We start from the raw sequence: 17,318 nt of genomic DNA on the forward strand, positions 1-17,318 counted from the left end.
TTCTCCAATATTGCCTTGGATCGCCGCCGCTCACCTCGCGTTCAGGTTCCGGAAACGGCAAACCCGTCGCTAAGGTTCCACGGTTTTGTGCGGTGCCGTCGGCCGCCGGCGCGACACCAGGATCGTGGCCAGCGAAACGGGACTCGGTCCCTGCGCGTCGACACCGACGTCGTACTGCCGGGGGATAGGCTTCAGCTTGTTATGAGAATGACCGTGCAGGTTGATGGCCCCACGCCCGATCCCGTTCCAGGTCCGGAACGCATAGTGGCAAAGCACCAGGCGGCGTGAATCCACGGTCACCTCGGCATAGTGCGAGACCGAGTCCCAGCCGGCCGCCCGGAGCGTCCCGGGTCCATCGTTGTTGCCGACGATCAGGTGTTTGATCCCCGGCAGAGCCGCGAGGATTTCGGCAATCCGAGCGTCGGAGGGACCGAGAGCGAAGTCGCCGAGGTGCCAGACCTCGTCTTCGCTACCCACCACGGCGTTCCAGGCGGCCATCAAGGCGGCATCGTGTGCGGCGAGGTTCGGATAGGGCCGCTTGTCGATCCGCAGAATGCGCGGATCGCCGAAATGCGTATCGCTGGTGAACCACACGGCCACGGCTGATTCCGCCTGTCGCCGTCAGCGGCCAGGGCTGAAGCGCAGCGGCACGGTGACGGCGAGGCTGCTGAGCGAGATTCCGGCCGGGGCCGCCGGCAGGGAGCCGCGGACCGTCGCCAGGGCAGCGCTGTCGATGGCGCCGACGCCGCTGCTGCTGGCCAAACCGGAACTCAGGACCTGACCGGAGCGGGACACAGTGAACCGGACCACAGCGACGCCCCCGCTGGTACCGGCCGCCGCATTGGCGTTCATTCGGCCACGAATTGCCGAACTCAGCATGCCCTGCCACGCCCGAAGAGCGTTGGGATCGTTCCCTCCGGCGGCGGCGCCGGCACTGCTCTGGCGGGAGGCGGAGGCGGAATTCTGCTGCGCGCGGCCCTCGCTCGCCGCGGCCGCGGCTCGACGGGCGGCTTCCTTGGCGGCCTTCGCCTTGGCTTCCTTGGCGGCCTCGCGCCGGGCTTCGGCGATCGCCTCGCGGCGCTCCTCCTGCTCGGCCTTCAGGCGTGCCTCGCGATCGGCCTTCCGCTTGGCCTCCCGCTTGGCTTCGAGAATCTTGGCCATGTCAGGCTTCGGCTTCTCCACCTCCACGGGCTTCGGTGCCTCCGCGATCGTCGGCGGCGGGGGCGCGAGGGCCGGTGCCGCCTCTCCGGTCGAGGTGATGACCTGATCCTCAGGCGGCGGCTCCGTCATTGCTTCCACCGGCGGCGTGACGGGCGCTTCCGGCGGCTCGGCCATGGTGGTGGCTTCGGGTGCGACCGGCGTCGCGTCGGGAGGCGGCGGAACCGTGGCCTCGGGGGGCGCCACCTCGGTGGTCTCCAGGGGCTTCGTCACCGGGACGGCCTCCGGCGTCTCCACCGGATTCGCCTCCGGGGGGGCGGGCGCCTGAGCCGCCTGTTCGGCCGGGGCCTGAGTGTTCGCCTCCGTCATCTGCGGCGCGAGATCGATCGTGACGATGTTCTCGCCCGGGGGCGCCGACGGTGCCGTGCCGAACAGCGCCATGCCGACCAGAGCCGCGACGTGCAGGGCGAGGGCGACCAGGAAGGCGGCTGTCAGACCGGACGGGCCGCGCTGCTCCGGCTCGGCATTCGTCACGAAGGCGCTGTTGGGATGCAGGGCGTTCATGGATTACTGCGGCGTTCCGCTGGCGGGAGCCGGCGCCGACGGCAGCGCGCCGCCGGGCGACTGGGCGATCAGCGAGACCTTGGTGAAGCCGGCCTGCCCGACGAGCCCCATCACTTCCATGATCTTGCCATAAGGCACGTCGCGGTCGCCGCGCACCAGCATCACCTGGCTCGGGTCCTGGGCAGCGAGGGCACGCAGGCGCGGCACGATCGCGTCCGGCGTCAGTTCTTCCTTGGCGAGGTAGGGCTTGCCGTCCTTGTCGATAGAGATCTCCAGGGGCTTCTTGGCCTGGGCGACCTTCTGGGCCGTGGTCTTCGGCAACTGCACCGGCACGCCCGTGGTCATCAGGGGGGCGGCGACCATGAAGATGATCAGCAGCACGAGCATCACGTCGACCATCGGGGTGACGTTGATCTCCGACATCGGCGCCGCGTCGAGGCCATCTTCGTCGTCGCCGCCGCCGGCGCGGATCGAACCCATTGCCATAGTGGAGCGGCCCTCCGGGGCCAGGGCGGCCGGCGATCAGGCCGGTCCACCGCACAGGTTGGTGTCGGGAATCGGCGCTCGCTCGGCGCCGAGGAGGTCTCGGTCAGAGTGGAACGGTCACTCGGCCGCGGCAGCGCGCCCGTGCACCGTGCGGTCACGGGCGAGGCGGTTGCCCAGGATGCCGATGGTGGAGACGAAGCTCGACTGGACCCGGCCGACGTCGTTGATGAGTTTGTTGTAGGCCATCACCGCCGGGATCGCGACGATGAGGCCGATGGCGGTGGCGAACAACGCCTCGGCGATGCCCGGCGCCACCACGGCCAGCGAAGTGTCCTGGCTCTTCGCGATCGACGAGAACGAGTTCATGATGCCCCAGACCGTGCCGAACAGGCCGATGAACGGCGCGGTCGAGCCGGCGGTGGCGAGAAGCGGCAGGCCGGTCTGGAGACGCTTGATCCGGGTGGTGAGCGTGGCGCGCATCGCACGCTCGATGCGATCGCGCCGCTCGGCCCGGGTCTCGCTGGCATCCTGATCGCGCCAGGCCTCGACGGCCGCGCCCGTGATCTGGGCGTCGATGCCGCCGCCCGAGGATTCGAGTGCCCCGCCGGAGCGCACCAACACGTCGAAGGCCTTGGCCTGACGCTTGGCGGCGGCGATCCGCACGATCTTCTCGAACACCACGGTCCAGCACGCGATCGAGGCGACCACGAGCAGGATCATCACGCCCTTCACGATCGGATCGGCCTGCAGGAACAGTCCGATGAAGGAAAAGTCGTGGGCGACTTCGGCCGGTGCGGCGGTCGGATCCATGGCGGTCTCTCTCGATGGGGGCGGCGGTCGGCGTGCGGACTGCGTCGTCGGGTTTCGGGTGCGCCGATCAGCGCACGAAGGCGGCCGGCGTCTTGCTCTCGGTCTCGATGCGATCGAGGCAGGTCTCGCGGCTGGCCTCGCCGCCCTCGCAGGCGAGGACGTCGTTGAGGAGCAGGCGGCTGATCTTCGCGCAGGCGATGCCGGGGAAGTCGAACAGGCGGACCATGGTCTTGCGGTCCTGTACCGGCCCGAGTTCCACGGAGAGGCGCTTCTGGGCGATGCCCTCGGGATCGAACGCGAAAAGGTCGACCTTCAGGGATTTCAGGGCCGGGCCGCGGCTGTTGTCCACGAGGAGGTAGGTCCGGCAAGCGTCGCCCGCCGGCTCCAGGCGGTTGAGTTCGAGCTTCAGGGGAGCGGCCGCTCCCTTGCCGTCCTGAGCACGCGCGGGCACGGCGAGGCCCGCGAGCATCGTCAGGGACGCGAGACCAGAGAGGGCACGCCGCGCCACGATGATCCGATTCCTCCGCAAGGGCCGTTCTCCGATCACGCCGCGTACTCCGTCAAAGGCCTCCGCCGCCCAATGCGACGCTTTTCACGGTCCCCGCACGATGCCCGTCCCGACGTGATGTCGCGATGGCCCTGCCCGGTCCCGATTCGGGTTCGCCAACGCCGAGTCGCGCGGTCCGAAAACCACGATCCCTGCGCTGCCTGATGCCGGGTGGGCATATCCGAGGACCGGACCGCAGATCAAGCGCAGGGCCGAATATCAGAGGAATTCCAAACTGTTACTCGTGGCCCATATGCGGTCAAGCTTGTGGTGTGCCGGAGCGTCCCGTGTCGGTTTGCCGAAAACACCCGAACGCCCAGAGATTAACGGGGCACTGCGTCCGATAGGGCGGCCCTTGATGCGCTCCGGGGCGGCCTCCATATCGCGAGGACCGGGGAGACATCGCCGGGAGGGGTGCTGCCCAGGCGGGCCCCGATCACCGAAGTGCCTCATGAAACTCTGTTTCGGGCTTCGCTGGAAGGACATGCGTTCGTGACGACTCGGCCCTCACCGTTCGGACATCCCTTTCTCCTCGGGTTCGATGAGATCGAGCAGGCCCTCGACCGGGTGTCGAAGGCTGCCAACGATGGGTACCCGCCCTACAATATCGAGCGTCTTGCGCGCACCGAGCATCAGCCCGAGCGCCTCCGCATCACGCTCGCAGTCGCAGGATTCACCCGCGATCAGCTCGACGTGATGCTGGAGGAGAGCCAACTCGTCGTGCGAGGCCGGCAGGTCGACGACAAGACCCGGCAGTTCCTGCATCGCGGCATCGCCGCGCGTCAGTTCCAGCGGGCTTTCCTGCTCGCGGACGGCATGGAGGTGATGGGCGCCGACCTCTCGAACGGTCTGCTCTCCATCGATCTGACCCGGCCCGAGCCGGACCGGATCGTGCGCAAGATCGCCATCGCATCCCGTGACGAGGCCTGACATCGGGGCCTCGGCACCACATAGACCGCCGGGCATGATCCCGGTGTACCGCTCTGCCAAGAAGGAGGGCAGTCCATGACCGAGTTCAACACCAATCCGCTCACCCAGGCCGATCTCGACCCGGCGGAGTTCAACGTGGCCGATCTCGCGGCGCTCGGCGAGGGACATATCGCCTACGTGCGGGCCATCCGTTCGGACGAGGTGAAGCGCATCTTCCCGCAGGCGCCGGACCTGACCCCCGGTCTCGACCTGTTCGCGCTCCTTTCCGCCAGCGGCGCGCCGATCCTGCTCGCTGATTCCCGTGACGCCGTGGTGGCCAACGCGGCTGCGAACGACCTCTACACGGTCAGCTTGCACTAGGCGGCATATCGGCCACCGCCGCCAGGAGTCGCGCGAGGTCCTGCGGGCGCGAGAGGCGGTGGTCGCCATCGGCGATGAGCGTGAGGAGGGTGCCGGCTTTCGGCAGTCTCTCCACGACCCGGAGGGCGTGCGTATAGGGTACATCCGGGTCGTCCATGCCCTGCAGGATGTGGACCGGGCAGCCGGGATCGAAGGGGCTTCCCAGGAGGCAGTGGCTTCGCCCATCCTCGATGAGCGTGCGGGTGATCGGAACGGGGGTCGGATCGTAAGCGCTCGGCCGGAACCAGGCCCCGTCCCGTTCGATCTGGGCACGGACCTCCGGCGGGAATCGGTCCCATAGCAGGCTCTGGGTGAAGTCCAGAGCGGGAGCGATGAGCACGAGACCCGAGGGGGCCGGTCGGCCGTGTCGCGCGAGAGCCTGTGCCACCAGGCACGCGATCCAGCCGCCCATCGACGATCCCACCAGGATCGGGCGTTCCAGCGCATGCGCGGCAATCACCGCCTGCGCATCGGCGAGCCAGGTGGAGATCGTGGCCTCGGCGAACACGCCACCCGATTCACCGTGGCCCGTATAGTCGAAGCGGAGCAAGTCGCGGCCGGTCTGCGCGGCCCAGGCATCGAGGGCCATCGCCTTCGTAGCCCCCATGTCGGAGCGGAAGCCGCCGAGCCAGACCAACGGTGGACCGTTCCCGGGCCGCCGCCGCACGGCGATCTGGCGTGCCGCGTCTCCGGTCCCGACTTGGATGAAGTCCGGAGCCTCGCCCTGCGCAGACGTCATTCGTTAACCCTCGCCCTGGGATGCATCGAACTGAATGCATCGCCTTCGCATTTCGTTTACCGGGCCGTAAAGCGCGGCGTTCAAGCTCACGGCCATGACCGATACGCAAGACGGATTCTGCTGGCCTTGGGTGAGCAGCCCGGGTTTCTTCTACGGGCCCTGGGCCAACTCGGCTTGCTCGTCATGAATGGCGACGTGCGCGGCAGTTTCCCCAGCGAGCGGGTGCCCCTCGCCGGGGCAACCATCCTGCAGATCATCCCGGAACTCGACGCGGGGGGCGCAGAGCGCACGACCGTCGACGTCGCTGCCGCTCTCGCGGCGGCTGGTGCTCGTGCGCTGGTCGCAACGGAAGGGGGACGTTTGATCGGCGAATTACAGGCCAAGGGCGGGATCTGGCTGCCGTTTCCGGCGGCTTCGAAGAACCCGCTCGCCATGGCTCTGAACGTCGGTCGCCTCGCGCGGCTGTGTCGGCGCGAAGGGGTGCAGATCGTTCATGCGCGGTCGCGGGCCCCGGCCTGGGTCGCGCTCGGCGCCGCGCGGCGGCTGAAGCTGCCCTTCGTGACCACCTATCACGGCAGCTATTCCGGCCGGACGGGCGTGAAGGTCCTGTACAATTCCGTGATGGCCCGGGGCGACGTGGTGATCGCCAACTCGCACTACACGGCAGACCTGATCCGGACCCTGCATCCCGAACAGGCGGGTGACCGGGTCCGGGTGATCCATCGCGGTACCGATCTCGCGCAGTTCACACCTGCGGCGGTCCTTCCCGCACGGGTCGAGACGCTGCGCCGCGCCTGGGGCGTCGCCCCGCACGAACGGGTGGTGTTGCTTGCCGCGCGCCTCACGGGCTGGAAAGGCCAGCGCGTCCTGATCGAGGCGGCGGCGCTGATGCGCGACCGCGGCGTCACCGATGTCGCGGTCGTGCTCGCGGGCGATCCGCAGGGGCGCGTCGGCTACGAGCGCGAACTCGACGCATTGATCGCGGCACGCGGCCTTCAGTCGATCGTGCACCGGGTCGGGCATTGCACCGACATGCCGGCGGCTTTCCGGGCTGCTTCCGTGGTGGCAGTTCCGTCCGTGGAACCCGAGGCTTTCGGGCGCTCCGCGGTAGAGGCGCAGGCGCTGGGTACGCCGGTCGTGGTCTCGGATCTCGGTGCCGTGCCCGAGACGGTGCTGGCACCCCCAGAGGTCCCGTCCGCGCAGCGGACGGGGTGGCGGGTACCGCCCGGCGACGCCGGGGCTCTTGCCGATGCCCTGTCGGAGGCTCTCTCCCTTGGGGCGAGTGCACGCGATGCCATGACCCGGCGCGGCCGGGCGCATGTCGAAGCGCATTTCTCACTGGAAGGCATGGTCGGCGACACGCTCGCCGTCTATGCCGACCTCATCGCGAACCGGGCGATGGCCGCGCGGGCGTGATCGCTGCGTCCAATGAACCAAACCGCGACGACCGAGTTGACTTGCACGAGAGTTCAGCCAAGGTGTCGCATCGAATTTCGCGAGCGATGGGTGGCCAGGATCGACCCCAACCGGGGTTCGGGTTCGTAGGCTGCCGTTTCGTCGTTTCATTAGGAGACCAAAGCCATTCGTAGACCTATGAGAGCTATGCCGGCCCCGCAGAAGGACGGGCCGCGCGCCAACCGGGATATCCGCGGCGTTCGCGAAGTGCAGCTCATCGACGACACTGGACAGAACCGTGGCGTCGTCGCCTTCTTCGACGCCATCGCGATGGCTGAGGAAGCAGGTCTCGACTTGGTCGAGATCGCACCGAACTCCGTCCCTCCCGTCTGCAAGCTTCTCGATTACGGCCGCTTCCGCTTCAACGAGCAGAAGAAGCAGAACGAGGCCCGCAAGAAGCAGAAGACGGTCGAGGTCAAGGAGATCAAGCTCCGCCCCGGCATCGACAAGCACGACTACGACACCAAGATGAAAGCCGTGATCCGGTTCTTCGAGGAAGGCGACAAGGTCAAGGTGACCTTGCGCTTCCGCGGCCGTGAGATGGCACACCAGGATATCGGCCTGCGTCTGCTCGAGCGGGTGAAGAACGAGACCCAGGAGATCGCGAAGGTCGAAAGCGAGCCGATGCTCGAAGGCCGTCAGATGATCATGATCCTGGCGCCACGCTGAGTTGCGCTAGGCTTACCGCTCGTCCTCGACAATTCACCGCCTTTCTCCGGAAAGGCGGTGTTTTCGTTTTTCGAAATCGCCCCGTCCGGCGCCATTGAGGTGGACGGGTCCTTAGCTCATGGGCAGCATCCCGCACGAGGATGCTGCCCATCCTAGGGGTCGCTATTTCAGCAGAGAGATCTGCGCGTCGCCCGTCCGCCGCAGGACGTTGACCGTTACGTCCTCTCCGTAGCGCTGCAGGCGCAGGTCCACGCGCGAGGTGCCGATCTTCAGGTTGAAGATCGAGACGCCGTCGAGGAAGGGTGGCAGAGTCGGATTGCGGAAGCGCACCCGGTTGCGATCGTGGTCGATCTCCAGCCCGAGGCAGGCCGCCAGGAATGCGAAGGGGGCGGCCGCTGCCCAGGCCTGCGGCGAGCAGGCCACGGGGTAGGAGACGGGCCCGCGCTGGTGCCGCCGCATGAAGCCGCAGAATAGCTCCGGCAGGCGCTTCTGATCCTGATACAGAGCCGTGTCGAACATGCCCTCGAAGATGCGCGAGGCTTCCTGCTTCAGGTCGTAGCGCGCCAATCCGAGGGCGATGAGCGCGTTGTCGTGCGGCCAGATCGAGCCGTTGTGGTACGACATTGGATTGTAGCGCGCTTCACCGCGGGCGATGGTGCGCACACCCCAGCCGTTGAAGCCGTCCTTCGACAGAAGGTTGGCCGCGACGCTCGCTGCTCGCTCCGGCAGGGCGATGCCGGTGAAGAGCGCATGGCCGGCATTGGACGAGCGAACGGCGCATTGCCGCTTCTCACCGTCGAGGGCGAGGGCATAGGTGCCGATCGCCTCGCACCAGAACGCCTTGTCGAAGTTTTCGCGCAGGACCATCGCCTCGTCGCCGAGACGCTGCGCCAGATCGTCATGGCCCAGGAGAGCGGCGAGCTTGGCAGCCCCGTTCTTGGCGGCATAGACGTAACCCTGGACCTCGCAGAGCGCGATGGGCCCCTTCGCGAGATTGCCGTCGGTATGGAAGATCGAGTCGTGGCTGTCTTTCCAGCCCTGATTCTCCAGGCCTTTGTCGGTATCGCGAGCGTATTCGACGAAGCCGTCGCCGTCCCGGTCGCCGTACTCGTCCATCCAGGTGAGGGCGAGTTCCAAAGCGGGCCAGATCGCCGAAATCGTCTCGAGATCGCCGGTGACGGCGTAGTATTCCCAGGCCAACATCACGAAGAGCGGCGTGCCGTCGATGGTCCCGTAATAGTGGCGGAACGGCACCTCGCCGAGCATGGCCATCTCGCCCCGCCGGGTCTCGTGCAGCACCTTGCCGGGCTGTGCGTCGGCGGCCGGATCGACGGCCTTGGCCTGGGTCGAGGCGAGGTAGCGAAGGACACCCTTCCCGAAATTCGGGTCGATCCAGAGCGCCATCATGGCGGTGATGATGCCGTCGCGCCCGAACACCGTGGAGTACCAGGGGATGCCGGCGAAGGGATAGATACCCTCCGGTGTGCGGCTCGCGAGCATGTAGAGATCGGCGGTGGCGCGGCAGGCAGCCTCGTTGAACTGATCGTTCGACGAGATAATCGTGGTGATGCCTGCCGTGAGTTGGCGCAGGTCGCGGCGAGAGTCGCGGTAGGCCCGGGCGAAGATGACACCCTCGGCCAGACCCTTGGGATGGCGCGGAGCGGCGGAACTGCCGGCGGCGCGCGACAGGCCGGCGGCGGCATCCTCGCCGACGCGCTCGGCCGCTGGGGCGCTCGTGAAGGCGCGATGCGATTCGAAGACCGCTCTCAGGAACAGCGAAGCCCGTCCGCCCGGCGGCAGGGAGACGACGAACTCGGCGCGGCCCGGCTCGATGTGCTTCGGCTTCGGCCCGAAATGAAGGCTCGTGGTGCGCACGACCTCGTCGAGGCCGGCATAGCGGAACTGGACCTCGGACTCGCTCGCCACCTGGACGCTGCGCTTGCCGCGCACGGGGCGATCCATGCCGCGAACCTCGAAGAGATCACGGAAATCGGCATCGAAGGTGACGGCGACCTTCAGGTGCCAGTGCCGCGAGTCGTAATTGCGAAGGCCGATCCGGTCGTAGCAGGCGCCCTTGAACAGGAACTTGGTACGTTCGATCGCGATCAGTTCGCGGGGAATCGTGGTCTCGTCATGCGCATCGATGCGGATGTCGGGCGTCGTCATGTCGACGCTGAGGGCGCCGTTGTCATCCTGCATCACGGAGGACAGCAGCAACGGTCTCTGGTCTTCGATGGTCACGTGCAGACGTGAGAGATAGCGGGTGTCCTGGAAGTAGAGGCCCTCGGGACCGGGAAGCACGCCGATGTCACCGTAGCTGTCGAGCACCGCGAAGGCCTCGCCATACTTCAGCGAGCGCAGCGGGCGCTCGACCAGGGAGGTCTGCGCCTCGATGTGGTACTGCGGCAGGACTTCATCGGCATCCTGGAAGCCACGGGGGATCCGCGTCTCGGTCGCGGGCTCGGAGGTCGCCTTCAGTGTATCCGCTGCCATGCCTGAGCGTCTCCGAAATGGGGGTCGAATCGAAAGGGCCGCCGGTCGCATGATGCGGCGCGGCGGCCCTCAGTGGCAAAGGTAGTGCGGCAATCTTGCGGCGCCAGCCTGCCCGGCGGCGAGCAAAACCGATGCCGGGCGGACCCGGCTCGGCCTGCTTCAGGCAGGCATGGCGGCGACGGAGATCTGGGGCAGGGCGGAGCCGTTCATCTCGCCGTAATGCGAGGAAAAGGCACCCGCATGCGGCAGCTTGATCACCGAGTTCGCTCCGGCGAGCAGTTGCTCGTAGGCGGCCACGTACTTGCGCACCATGCACTCCGCGGTGAAATTGCCCTCGAAGTGCTTGCGCACGCCGGCCCGGCTCATCGTCTTCACGGTGTGAACGGCCGCCACCGCATCATCCATGGAGTCGCACAGGACGCCTGAGACGCCGTCGGCGATGACTTCCGGCACGGAGCCGTTGCGGAAGGCGATCACCGGCGTGCCGGCCGACATCGCCTCGATCATCACTAGGCCGAAGGGCTCCGGCCAATCGATCGGGAAGGCGAGGGCGAGGGCGTTGCCGAGGAAGTCCTTCTTCTGCTCCTCGTTGATCTCGCCGATGAACTCGACGAGCGGATGGTGGATCATCGGCTCGATGACCTCGTCCCAATAATCCTGGTCGGCCTTGTCGACCTTTGCGGCGATCTTCAGCGGCACGCCGGAGCGGATCGCCATTTCGATGGCGCGGTCGGGGCGCTTCTCCGGGGAGATGCGGCCGAGGAAGGCGAGATAGCCGCCTTTCGACTCCGGGTAGAACGGGCAGTTCTGGGCCGGCAGGCCATGGTGGATGGTCGAGAGCCAGTTCACGTTCTCGGGCATCGGATCGCGCTGGTTGTCGGAGATCGACACCAGGGGCATGCCCGTGAAGGTTCGGTAGACCGGCATGAAGTCCGGTACGTCCAGGCGACCATGCATCGTGGTGAGGCACTTGTGGTTCAGATCCTCGAACATCGGATACTGAAGCAGATCGATGTGGAAGTGCAGGATGTCGAACTCGTGCGCCCGCTTGTGCACGTGGTGCAGCATCGCGAGGTGGCTTGCGGTATGATCCCGATAACCCAGGAGACGCAGGCCCTCGGGTGTGCAGGCAGCCAGCTTGGCCGAGGTCTCCGAATCGCCGCTGGCAAACAGGGTCACATCGTGGCCCTGGCGAACCAGTTCCTCGGTGATCCACGACACGACGCGCTCGGTCCCACCATAGAACTTCGGGGGTACGGCCTCCGAAAGCGGAGCAATCTGGGCAATGCGCACGAAGCGTCTCCTATGAGGTCGAATGTTGCGCCGACCTAACGCGATCCGGCCTGAGTGGGACATGAACGAAACGGACGGCCAAGGTTATGGTTCCCGGCCCCGCATCATCGCCAGGGCTCTCTGACAAATCGTCCGGGATGTCCCCGATATCCCCGTGCTCGGTGCTGTCTGGCATACCAGCCAAGCCTATGGCAGGACTGGCAGGAACCCTGCCGCGAAGGGCCCTGCGCGCATCGGTCGTGTTGTGCGGAAGGGGCGGAGAATTACTTGAGGCGCATGGCCGATTTTGTGCGACGCACGATGCCCTTGTTTCACTCCGGGGGGTCGTCTAAGCCTCGCGCCTGCGCAGTCTGGCATTGGAGCAATTCCACGTGGCCGACGGCGCCGAAGGCGTCGCAATCGTCCGCGAACACGAGAGGTCCCGCATGTCCGGCCTGATGGCAGACTATCTGCCCCTCATCGTTTTTATCGGCGTCTCGGTGTTCATTGCCGCGGCCTTGTTGGTTGCGCCCTTTCTCGTCGCCTACAACAGCCCAGATCCGGAGAAGCTGTCGGCTTACGAGTGCGGCTTCAATGCTTTCGACGACGCGCGCATGAAATTCGATGTGCGCTTCTATCTGGTCGCGATCCTGTTCATCATCTTCGACCTCGAGGTCGCATTCCTGTTCCCGTGGGCGATCACGTTCGGTGAGCTCGGATGGTTCGGCATGTGGTCGATGATGGCCTTCCTCGGCGTTCTGACCGTCGGCTTCGTCTACGAGTGGCGCAAGGGCGCGCTCGAATGGGACTAGCGCCCCCGAATCGCGCTGCTCACGAAGCCTACCTGTCCGAAGCCTGATCCCGAGAAACCGATGGCCTTCAGCCCCGACCTCTCCCGCGCCCCGGCGATCGCGCCGGCCCCCAAGGGGATCATCGATCCCAATACGGGGCTGCCGATCGGCGCTGACGATCCGACGTTCCTGTCGATCAACCACGAGCTCGCCGACCGCGGCTTTCTCGTCACTTCCACGGACGACCTGATCAACTGGGCTCGTACGGGCTCGCTGATGTGGATGACCTTCGGTCTCGCCTGCTGCGCCGTCGAGATGATGCAGATGTCGATGCCGCGCTACGATTGCGAGCGCTTCGGGTTCGCACCGCGAGGAAGCCCGCGGCAGTCCGACGTGATGATCGTCGCCGGCACGCTGACCAACAAGATGGCTCCCGCCCTGCGCAAGGTCTACGACCAGATGCCGGAGCCCCGCTACGTCATCTCCATGGGCTCCTGCGCCAATGGCGGCGGCTACTACCACTACTCCTACTCGGTGGTCCGCGGCTGCGACCGGGTGGTGCCGGTGGACATCTACGTCCCGGGCTGCCCGCCCACGGCCGAGGCGCTGCTTTATGGTGTGCTCCTGCTCCAGAAGAAGATCCGCCGCACCGGCACGATCGAGCGCTGAGGAAGGACGCCCGGCATGACCAACGGCATCAGCATCCTCGCCCATACAGCACCGGATTCCGGCATCGGCGCCCTGCAGCGGATCAGCGACCATGTCGCCGGCGCGCTGGGCCCCGCGATCGTCTCCCGCGCGATCGCGTTCGGAGAGCTCACCCTCGTGGTGCAGGCCAGCGACATCGTCTACGCGCTGACCTACCTGCGCGACGACCCGGCTTGCGCGTTCCGCTGCTTCATCGACATCTGCGGCGCCGACTATCCGGCCCGCGAGAAGCGCTTCGACGTGGTCTACCACCTGCTCTCCCTGCGCCACAACACGCGTATTCGCGTGAAGGTTCAGACCGACGACCAGACGCCTGTGCCATCGGTGATCGAAGTCTTTCCCGCGGCGAACTGGTTCGAGCGCGAGACCTACGATCTCTACGGCATCCTGTTCTCGGGCCACCCGGATCTTCGCCGCCTGCTCACCGATTACGGCTTCGAGGGGCATCCCCTGCGTAAGGACTTCCCGCTCACGGGCTTCGTGGAGGTCCGCTACGATCAGGACGAGGCCCGCGTCGTCTACGAGCCGGTGAAGCTCACCCAGGAATTCCGGAACTTCGACTTCCTCTCGCCATGGGAGGGCACCGAGTACGTGCTCCCGGGCGACGAGAAGACGTCGGCTTGAGCGGCGGAGCGATGCCATGACCGAGCACAACATCCGCAATTTCGCGATCAACTTCGGCCCCCAGCACCCGGCGGCGCACGGCGTCCTGCGCCTCGTGCTGGAACTCGACGGCGAGATCGTCGAGCGCGTCGATCCGCATATCGGCCTCCTGCACCGCGGCACCGAGAAGCTGATCGAGCACAAGACCTACCTCCAGGCGACGCCCTATTTCGACCGGCTCGACTACGTTTCGCCGATGAACCAGGAGCATGCCTTCTGTCTCGGCATCGAGAAGCTGCTCGGACTCGAAGTGCCACGGCGGGCGCAGTTGATCCGCACGCTGTTCTGCGAGATCGGCCGCATCCTCTCCCACCTTCTCAACGTCACCACGCAGGCCATGGATGTCGGCGCGCTGACGCCGCCGCTCTGGGGGTTCGAGGAGCGCGAGAAGCTGATGATCTTCTACGAGCGCGCATCCGGCGCCCGGCTCCACGCCAATTACTTCCGGCCCGGTGGCGTCCACCAGGACCTGCCGCCTGCGCTGATCGACGACATCGAGGCCTTCATCGATCCGTTCCTGCAGGTGGTCGACGACCTCGACAACCTCGTCATGGGGAACCGCATCTTCAAGCAACGCAACGTCGACATCGGCATCGTCACCGTGGACGAGGCCATGGCCTGGGGCTTCTCCGGCGTGATGGTGCGCGGCTCGGGCATCCCGTGGGACCTGCGCAAGTCGCAGCCCTACGAAGCCTACGAGGAGATGGAATTCGACATCCCCGTGGGGAAGAACGGCGACACCTACGATCGCCAGGTCATCCGCATGGAAGAAATGCGCGAATCGGCCAAGATCATGAAGCAGTGCTGCATCAAGCTGCGCGAGCCTGTCGGCCAGGGGCCGATCGCGGCGACCGACGGCAAGATTGCCCCGCCGCCGCGCCGTGAGATGAAGCGTTCGATGGAAGCGCTGATCCACCACTTCAAGCTTTACACAGAGGGCTTCCACGTCCCGGCCGGTGAAGTCTATGCCGCCGTCGAGGCACCCAAGGGCGAGTTCGGCGTCTATCTCGTCGCCGACGGTACCAACAAACCCTACCGCTGCAAGATCCGCGCTCCGGGTTTCGCCCACCTGCAGGCGATGGACTGGATGTGCCGCGGCCACATGCTGGCCGACGTGTCCTGCGTGCTCGGCACGCTGGATATCGTGTTCGGCGAAGTGGACCGGTGAGGATCAAGGTTCGAAACTGATGGCCAACCGCAGACTCGCCCCCGCCGCCGAGCAGCCTGCCTCCTTCGCGTTCTCGTCCGAGAACGCCGAGTGGGCGAAGGGCCAGATCGAGAAGTATCCCGAGGGCCGTCAGGCGTCCGCGGTGATCCCGCTGCTCTGGAAGGCCCAGGAGCAGAATGGCGGCTGGCTGCCGCAGAAGGCGATCGAGGCCGTGGCCGACGAGCTCGGCATGCCGCATATCCGTGTGCTCGAGGTCGCGACCTTCTACACGATGTTCGCCCTGGAGCCGGTCGGCAAGTTTTGGATCCAGCTCTGCGGGACCGTGCCGTGCGATTCCTGCGGCGCCCGCGAACTGAAGGATTACCTGCACCACCGCCTCGGCGCCCCGGGCCATGTCAGTGCGGACGGGAATTTCTCCTGGCTCGAGGTCGAGTGTCTGGGCGCCTGCTGCAATGCGCCGATGGCACAGATCAACCAGGATTATTACGAAGACCTGACGCCCGATCTCCTCGGAAAGCTGATGGACGACCTCGCCGCCGGCCGGCCCGTGAAGGTCGGATCGCAGGCCGGACGAACCTCGTCCGAGCCACTGGGCGGCGCCGATACGCTCACCGACGCAACCCTGTTCGATGGATCTCGCGTCGGCGCGTGGCGCAAGCGCTTCGAGGAGAAGGAGGCCGAGGGAGCCACCGAGCAGGGCAAGGCCGAGGCGGCATCGTCCGTGCAACGCGCCGCCGCCGAGCCGAAGCCGGCTCGTCCCGATGCCGGTCGGGCGGTGGGGACGCCAGCGACCGATGGCCCCGCTCAGCGGAGTGCGGCCGGCGAAACCCCGGTGAAGTCCGGCGACAAGGCGGATGCCGCCGACGGAACGGAGTCGATGGTCCAGCCATCTGCGCAGCCCGCTGCCGCACCGGAGACGATCGCCAGGGCGGAGGCGGCCGGCGCTGAGGCCGGTACGCAGTCCGATCTGCCCCGCAACGAGCCGCCGCCGCAGCCCGCCGCATCGGGCGCCAGCCCAGAAGCCGCCAGCGCGAAGCCGGACGGTGCGAAGGTACCGACGACGAAGGCCTCGACGACGAAGCCGTCGACGCCCCGGTCTCCCGCCCCAAAGAAGGGGAACTGACATGCTCGCCGATCAGGATCGCATCTTCACGAACCTCTACGGCCTGCACTCCCCGGGGCTGGAAGCCGCCAAGCAGCGGGGCGCCTGGGACGGGACCAAGTTCCTCTTGGAAATGGGACGGGACTGGATCATCGACGAGATGAAGCAGTCCGGTCTGCGCGGCCGTGGCGGAGCCGGCTTTCCAACCGGCCTCAAATGGTCGTTCATGCCCAAGAAGTCCGACGGGCGCCCGCACTACCTCGTCGTCAACGCCGACGAGTCCGAGCCGGGGACCTGCAAGGACCGGGAGATCATGCGACACGATCCGCATCTCCTGATCGAGGGCTGCCTGCTGGCCTCCTTCGCGATGGCCGCGCATGCCTGCTACATCTACATCCGCGGCGAGTACGTCGCTGAGAAGCACGCGCTCCAGCGGGCGGTGGACGAGGCCTACGAAGCCCGCCTCGTGGGCAAGGACAACGTTCACGGCTACCCCTTCGACATCTACGTCCATCACGGCGCCGGCGCCTATATCTGCGGCGAAGAGACAGCGCTGCTGGAAAGCCTCGAAGGCAAAAAAGGCATGCCGCGCCTGAAGCCCCCATTCCCCGCGAATATGGGCCTCTACGGTTGCCCGACGACAGTGAACAACGTCGAGTCGATCGCGGTGGCGGGCACCATCCTGCGCCGCGGTGGCGCCTGGTTCGCCGGCCTCGGCGGCAAGAACAACACCGGCACCAAGCTCTTCTGCGTCTCGGGCCACGTGAACAAGCCGTGCAACGTCGAGGAGGAACTCGGGATCACGTTCCGCGAACTCGTCGACAAGCATTGTGGCGGCATGCGCGGCGGCTGGGACAATCTGCTCTGCTCCATCCCCGGTGGCTCCTCGGTGCCCCTGGTCCCGGCCGAGCAGATCATCGACGCCAAGATGGATTTCGACACCCTGAAGAACCTCGGCTCCGGCCTCGGGACGGCGGCGGTGATCGTGCTCGACCGGTCCACGGACATCGTCTCGGCCATCGCCCGCATCGCCTATTTCTACAAGCACGAGTCCTGCGGCCAGTGCACGCCCTGCCGGGAGGGCACCGGCTGGATGTGGCGCGTGATGCTGCGTATGGCGGAGGGCCGGGCCCAGCGCCGGGAGATCGACATGCTCCTCGACGTGACGAAGCAGATCGAGGGCCACACCATCTGCGCGCTCGGGGATGCGGCGGCCTGGCCGATCCAGGGGCTGATCCGGCACTTCCGCCCCGAGATCGAGAAGCGCATCGACCGCTACAGCGCCAACCCGCATTCCGATCCGGTGCCGATGGCGGCGGAGTGATCCGCCCCTCGCGCCGCCCTTAAGTTTCGAGACCGAGACC

At 66.6% G+C, this 17,318-nt stretch carries 18 protein-coding genes; 10 read left to right on the forward strand and 8 right to left on the reverse strand.

Features of this window, described 5'->3' with window-relative positions; genetic code table 11:
- Positions 1-69 precede the first annotated feature (69 nt).
- The 5 genes from AC3WLN_RS05655 to AC3WLN_RS05675 form a co-directional block, all read right to left on the reverse strand.
- Complete coding sequence (locus AC3WLN_RS05655) at positions 70-600, reverse strand: metallophosphoesterase family protein (RefSeq protein ID WP_492480094.1); 531 nt, start codon at positions 598-600, stop codon at positions 70-72.
- Between the two features lie 21 nt (positions 601-621).
- Entirely contained in the window at positions 622-1,722 is a 1,101-nt protein-coding gene (locus AC3WLN_RS05660; RefSeq protein WP_492480095.1) for a TonB family protein, read from the reverse strand.
- 3 nt (positions 1,723-1,725) lie between these two features.
- Entirely contained in the window at positions 1,726-2,208 is a 483-nt protein-coding gene (gene tolR / locus AC3WLN_RS05665) for a protein TolR (RefSeq protein ID WP_492480096.1), read from the reverse strand.
- Between the two features lie 117 nt (positions 2,209-2,325).
- Positions 2,326-3,018 carry a MotA/TolQ/ExbB proton channel family protein gene (locus tag AC3WLN_RS05670; RefSeq protein WP_492480097.1) on the reverse strand — a complete coding sequence of 231 codons (693 nt, stop codon included), beginning with the start codon at positions 3,016-3,018 and terminating at the stop codon, positions 2,326-2,328.
- A 67-nt stretch (positions 3,019-3,085) separates the two neighbouring features.
- Entirely contained in the window at positions 3,086-3,487 is a 402-nt protein-coding gene (locus AC3WLN_RS05675) for a Tat pathway signal protein (RefSeq protein WP_492480136.1), read from the reverse strand.
- A 570-nt stretch (positions 3,488-4,057) separates the two neighbouring features.
- Here AC3WLN_RS05675 and AC3WLN_RS05680 point away from each other — a divergent pair.
- Both AC3WLN_RS05680 and AC3WLN_RS05685 read left to right on the forward strand, forming a co-directional pair.
- Positions 4,058-4,495, forward strand: a complete 438-nt coding sequence (locus AC3WLN_RS05680) for an Hsp20 family protein (protein ID WP_056214570.1) — start codon at positions 4,058-4,060, stop codon at positions 4,493-4,495.
- A 75-nt stretch (positions 4,496-4,570) separates the two neighbouring features.
- Entirely contained in the window at positions 4,571-4,855 is a 285-nt protein-coding gene (locus AC3WLN_RS05685) for a BQ00720 family protein (protein WP_055947330.1), read from the forward strand.
- Here the strand turns inward: AC3WLN_RS05685 and AC3WLN_RS05690 are convergent.
- The gene (locus AC3WLN_RS05690) at positions 4,842-5,633 is read right to left on the reverse strand and encodes an alpha/beta hydrolase (protein ID WP_492480098.1); all 792 of its coding nucleotides are present in this window, start codon (positions 5,631-5,633) and stop codon (positions 4,842-4,844) included. The two genes, AC3WLN_RS05685 and AC3WLN_RS05690, sit on opposite strands and share 14 nt — an antisense overlap.
- Before the next feature lie 183 nt (positions 5,634-5,816).
- Between AC3WLN_RS05690 and AC3WLN_RS05695 the strand changes: the two genes are divergently transcribed.
- Together AC3WLN_RS05695 and infC are read left to right on the forward strand one after the other, a co-directional pair.
- Positions 5,817-7,049 (forward strand): glycosyltransferase family 4 protein, encoded by a 1,233-nt coding sequence (locus AC3WLN_RS05695; RefSeq protein WP_492480137.1) that lies wholly within the window; start codon positions 5,817-5,819, stop codon positions 7,047-7,049.
- A 186-nt stretch (positions 7,050-7,235) separates the two neighbouring features.
- A complete protein-coding gene (gene infC, locus AC3WLN_RS05700) occupies positions 7,236-7,757 on the forward strand; it encodes a translation initiation factor IF-3 (RefSeq protein WP_238280755.1) in 522 nt (173 codons plus the stop codon).
- 162 nt (positions 7,758-7,919) lie between these two features.
- Here infC and AC3WLN_RS05705 read toward each other — a convergent pair whose 3' ends face one another.
- Together AC3WLN_RS05705 and AC3WLN_RS05710 are read right to left on the reverse strand one after the other, a co-directional pair.
- The gene (locus AC3WLN_RS05705; RefSeq protein ID WP_492480099.1) at positions 7,920-10,250 is read right to left on the reverse strand and encodes an amylo-alpha-1,6-glucosidase; all 2,331 of its coding nucleotides are present in this window, start codon (positions 10,248-10,250) and stop codon (positions 7,920-7,922) included.
- A 159-nt stretch (positions 10,251-10,409) separates the two neighbouring features.
- Positions 10,410-11,543: a glycosyltransferase family 4 protein gene (locus AC3WLN_RS05710; RefSeq protein WP_463773048.1), complete on the reverse strand. Its 1,134-nt coding sequence runs from the start codon at positions 11,541-11,543 to the stop codon at positions 10,410-10,412.
- A 425-nt stretch (positions 11,544-11,968) separates the two neighbouring features.
- On the opposite strand from AC3WLN_RS05710, the gene AC3WLN_RS05715 reads away from it, so the two are divergent.
- The 6 genes from AC3WLN_RS05715 to nuoF are packed head-to-tail and all read left to right on the forward strand — an operon-like array spanning position 11,969 to position 17,278.
- Entirely contained in the window at positions 11,969-12,334 is a 366-nt protein-coding gene (locus AC3WLN_RS05715) for an NADH-quinone oxidoreductase subunit A (RefSeq protein ID WP_056465990.1), read from the forward strand.
- 60 nt (positions 12,335-12,394) lie between these two features.
- Positions 12,395-12,982 (forward strand): NuoB/complex I 20 kDa subunit family protein, encoded by a 588-nt coding sequence (locus AC3WLN_RS05720; RefSeq protein WP_492480100.1) that lies wholly within the window; start codon positions 12,395-12,397, stop codon positions 12,980-12,982.
- A 15-nt stretch (positions 12,983-12,997) separates the two neighbouring features.
- Positions 12,998-13,645, forward strand: a complete 648-nt coding sequence (locus AC3WLN_RS05725; protein WP_463773054.1) for an NADH-quinone oxidoreductase subunit C — start codon at positions 12,998-13,000, stop codon at positions 13,643-13,645.
- Positions 13,646-13,661: 16 nt separating this feature from the next.
- Entirely contained in the window at positions 13,662-14,852 is a 1,191-nt protein-coding gene (locus tag AC3WLN_RS05730) for an NADH-quinone oxidoreductase subunit D (RefSeq protein ID WP_492480101.1), read from the forward strand.
- A 19-nt stretch (positions 14,853-14,871) separates the two neighbouring features.
- Positions 14,872-15,975 (forward strand): NADH-quinone oxidoreductase subunit NuoE, encoded by a 1,104-nt coding sequence (gene nuoE, locus AC3WLN_RS05735; protein WP_492480102.1) that lies wholly within the window; start codon positions 14,872-14,874, stop codon positions 15,973-15,975.
- A gap of 1 nt (position 15,976) precedes the next feature.
- Positions 15,977-17,278 carry an NADH-quinone oxidoreductase subunit NuoF gene (nuoF, locus tag AC3WLN_RS05740; RefSeq protein WP_463773060.1) on the forward strand — a complete coding sequence of 434 codons (1,302 nt, stop codon included), beginning with the start codon at positions 15,977-15,979 and terminating at the stop codon, positions 17,276-17,278.
- Positions 17,279-17,318: the final 40 nt, after the last annotated feature.

Source organism: Methylobacterium sp. FW306-05-D, assembly GCF_058782155.1.

Bases quoted from the DNA above. Each gene is read 5' to 3' on its own strand.
- AC3WLN_RS05660 (WP_492480095.1), bottom strand. From the start codon at position 1,722: ATGAACGCCCTGCATCCCAACAGCGCCTTCGTGACGAATGCCGAGCCG.
- tolR (WP_492480096.1), bottom strand. From the start codon at position 2,208: ATGGCAATGGGTTCGATCCGCGCCGGCGGCGGCGACGACGAAGATGGC.
- AC3WLN_RS05670 (WP_492480097.1), bottom strand. From the start codon at position 3,018: ATGGATCCGACCGCCGCACCGGCCGAAGTCGCCCACGACTTTTCCTTC.
- AC3WLN_RS05675 (WP_492480136.1), bottom strand. From the start codon at position 3,487: ATGCTCGCGGGCCTCGCCGTGCCCGCGCGTGCTCAGGACGGCAAGGGA.
- AC3WLN_RS05685 (WP_055947330.1), top strand. From the start codon at position 4,571: ATGACCGAGTTCAACACCAATCCGCTCACCCAGGCCGATCTCGACCCG.
- AC3WLN_RS05690 (WP_492480098.1), bottom strand. From the start codon at position 5,633: ATGACGTCTGCGCAGGGCGAGGCTCCGGACTTCATCCAAGTCGGGACC.
- AC3WLN_RS05695 (WP_492480137.1), top strand. From the start codon at position 5,817: ATGAATGGCGACGTGCGCGGCAGTTTCCCCAGCGAGCGGGTGCCCCTC.
- infC (WP_238280755.1), top strand. From the start codon at position 7,236: ATGCCGGCCCCGCAGAAGGACGGGCCGCGCGCCAACCGGGATATCCGC.
- AC3WLN_RS05705 (WP_492480099.1), bottom strand. From the start codon at position 10,250: ATGGCAGCGGATACACTGAAGGCGACCTCCGAGCCCGCGACCGAGACG.
- AC3WLN_RS05715 (WP_056465990.1), top strand. From the start codon at position 11,969: ATGTCCGGCCTGATGGCAGACTATCTGCCCCTCATCGTTTTTATCGGC.
- AC3WLN_RS05720 (WP_492480100.1), top strand. From the start codon at position 12,395: ATGGCCTTCAGCCCCGACCTCTCCCGCGCCCCGGCGATCGCGCCGGCC.
- AC3WLN_RS05725 (WP_463773054.1), top strand. From the start codon at position 12,998: ATGACCAACGGCATCAGCATCCTCGCCCATACAGCACCGGATTCCGGC.
- AC3WLN_RS05730 (WP_492480101.1), top strand. From the start codon at position 13,662: ATGACCGAGCACAACATCCGCAATTTCGCGATCAACTTCGGCCCCCAG.
- nuoE (WP_492480102.1), top strand. From the start codon at position 14,872: ATGGCCAACCGCAGACTCGCCCCCGCCGCCGAGCAGCCTGCCTCCTTC.
- nuoF (WP_463773060.1), top strand. From the start codon at position 15,977: ATGCTCGCCGATCAGGATCGCATCTTCACGAACCTCTACGGCCTGCAC.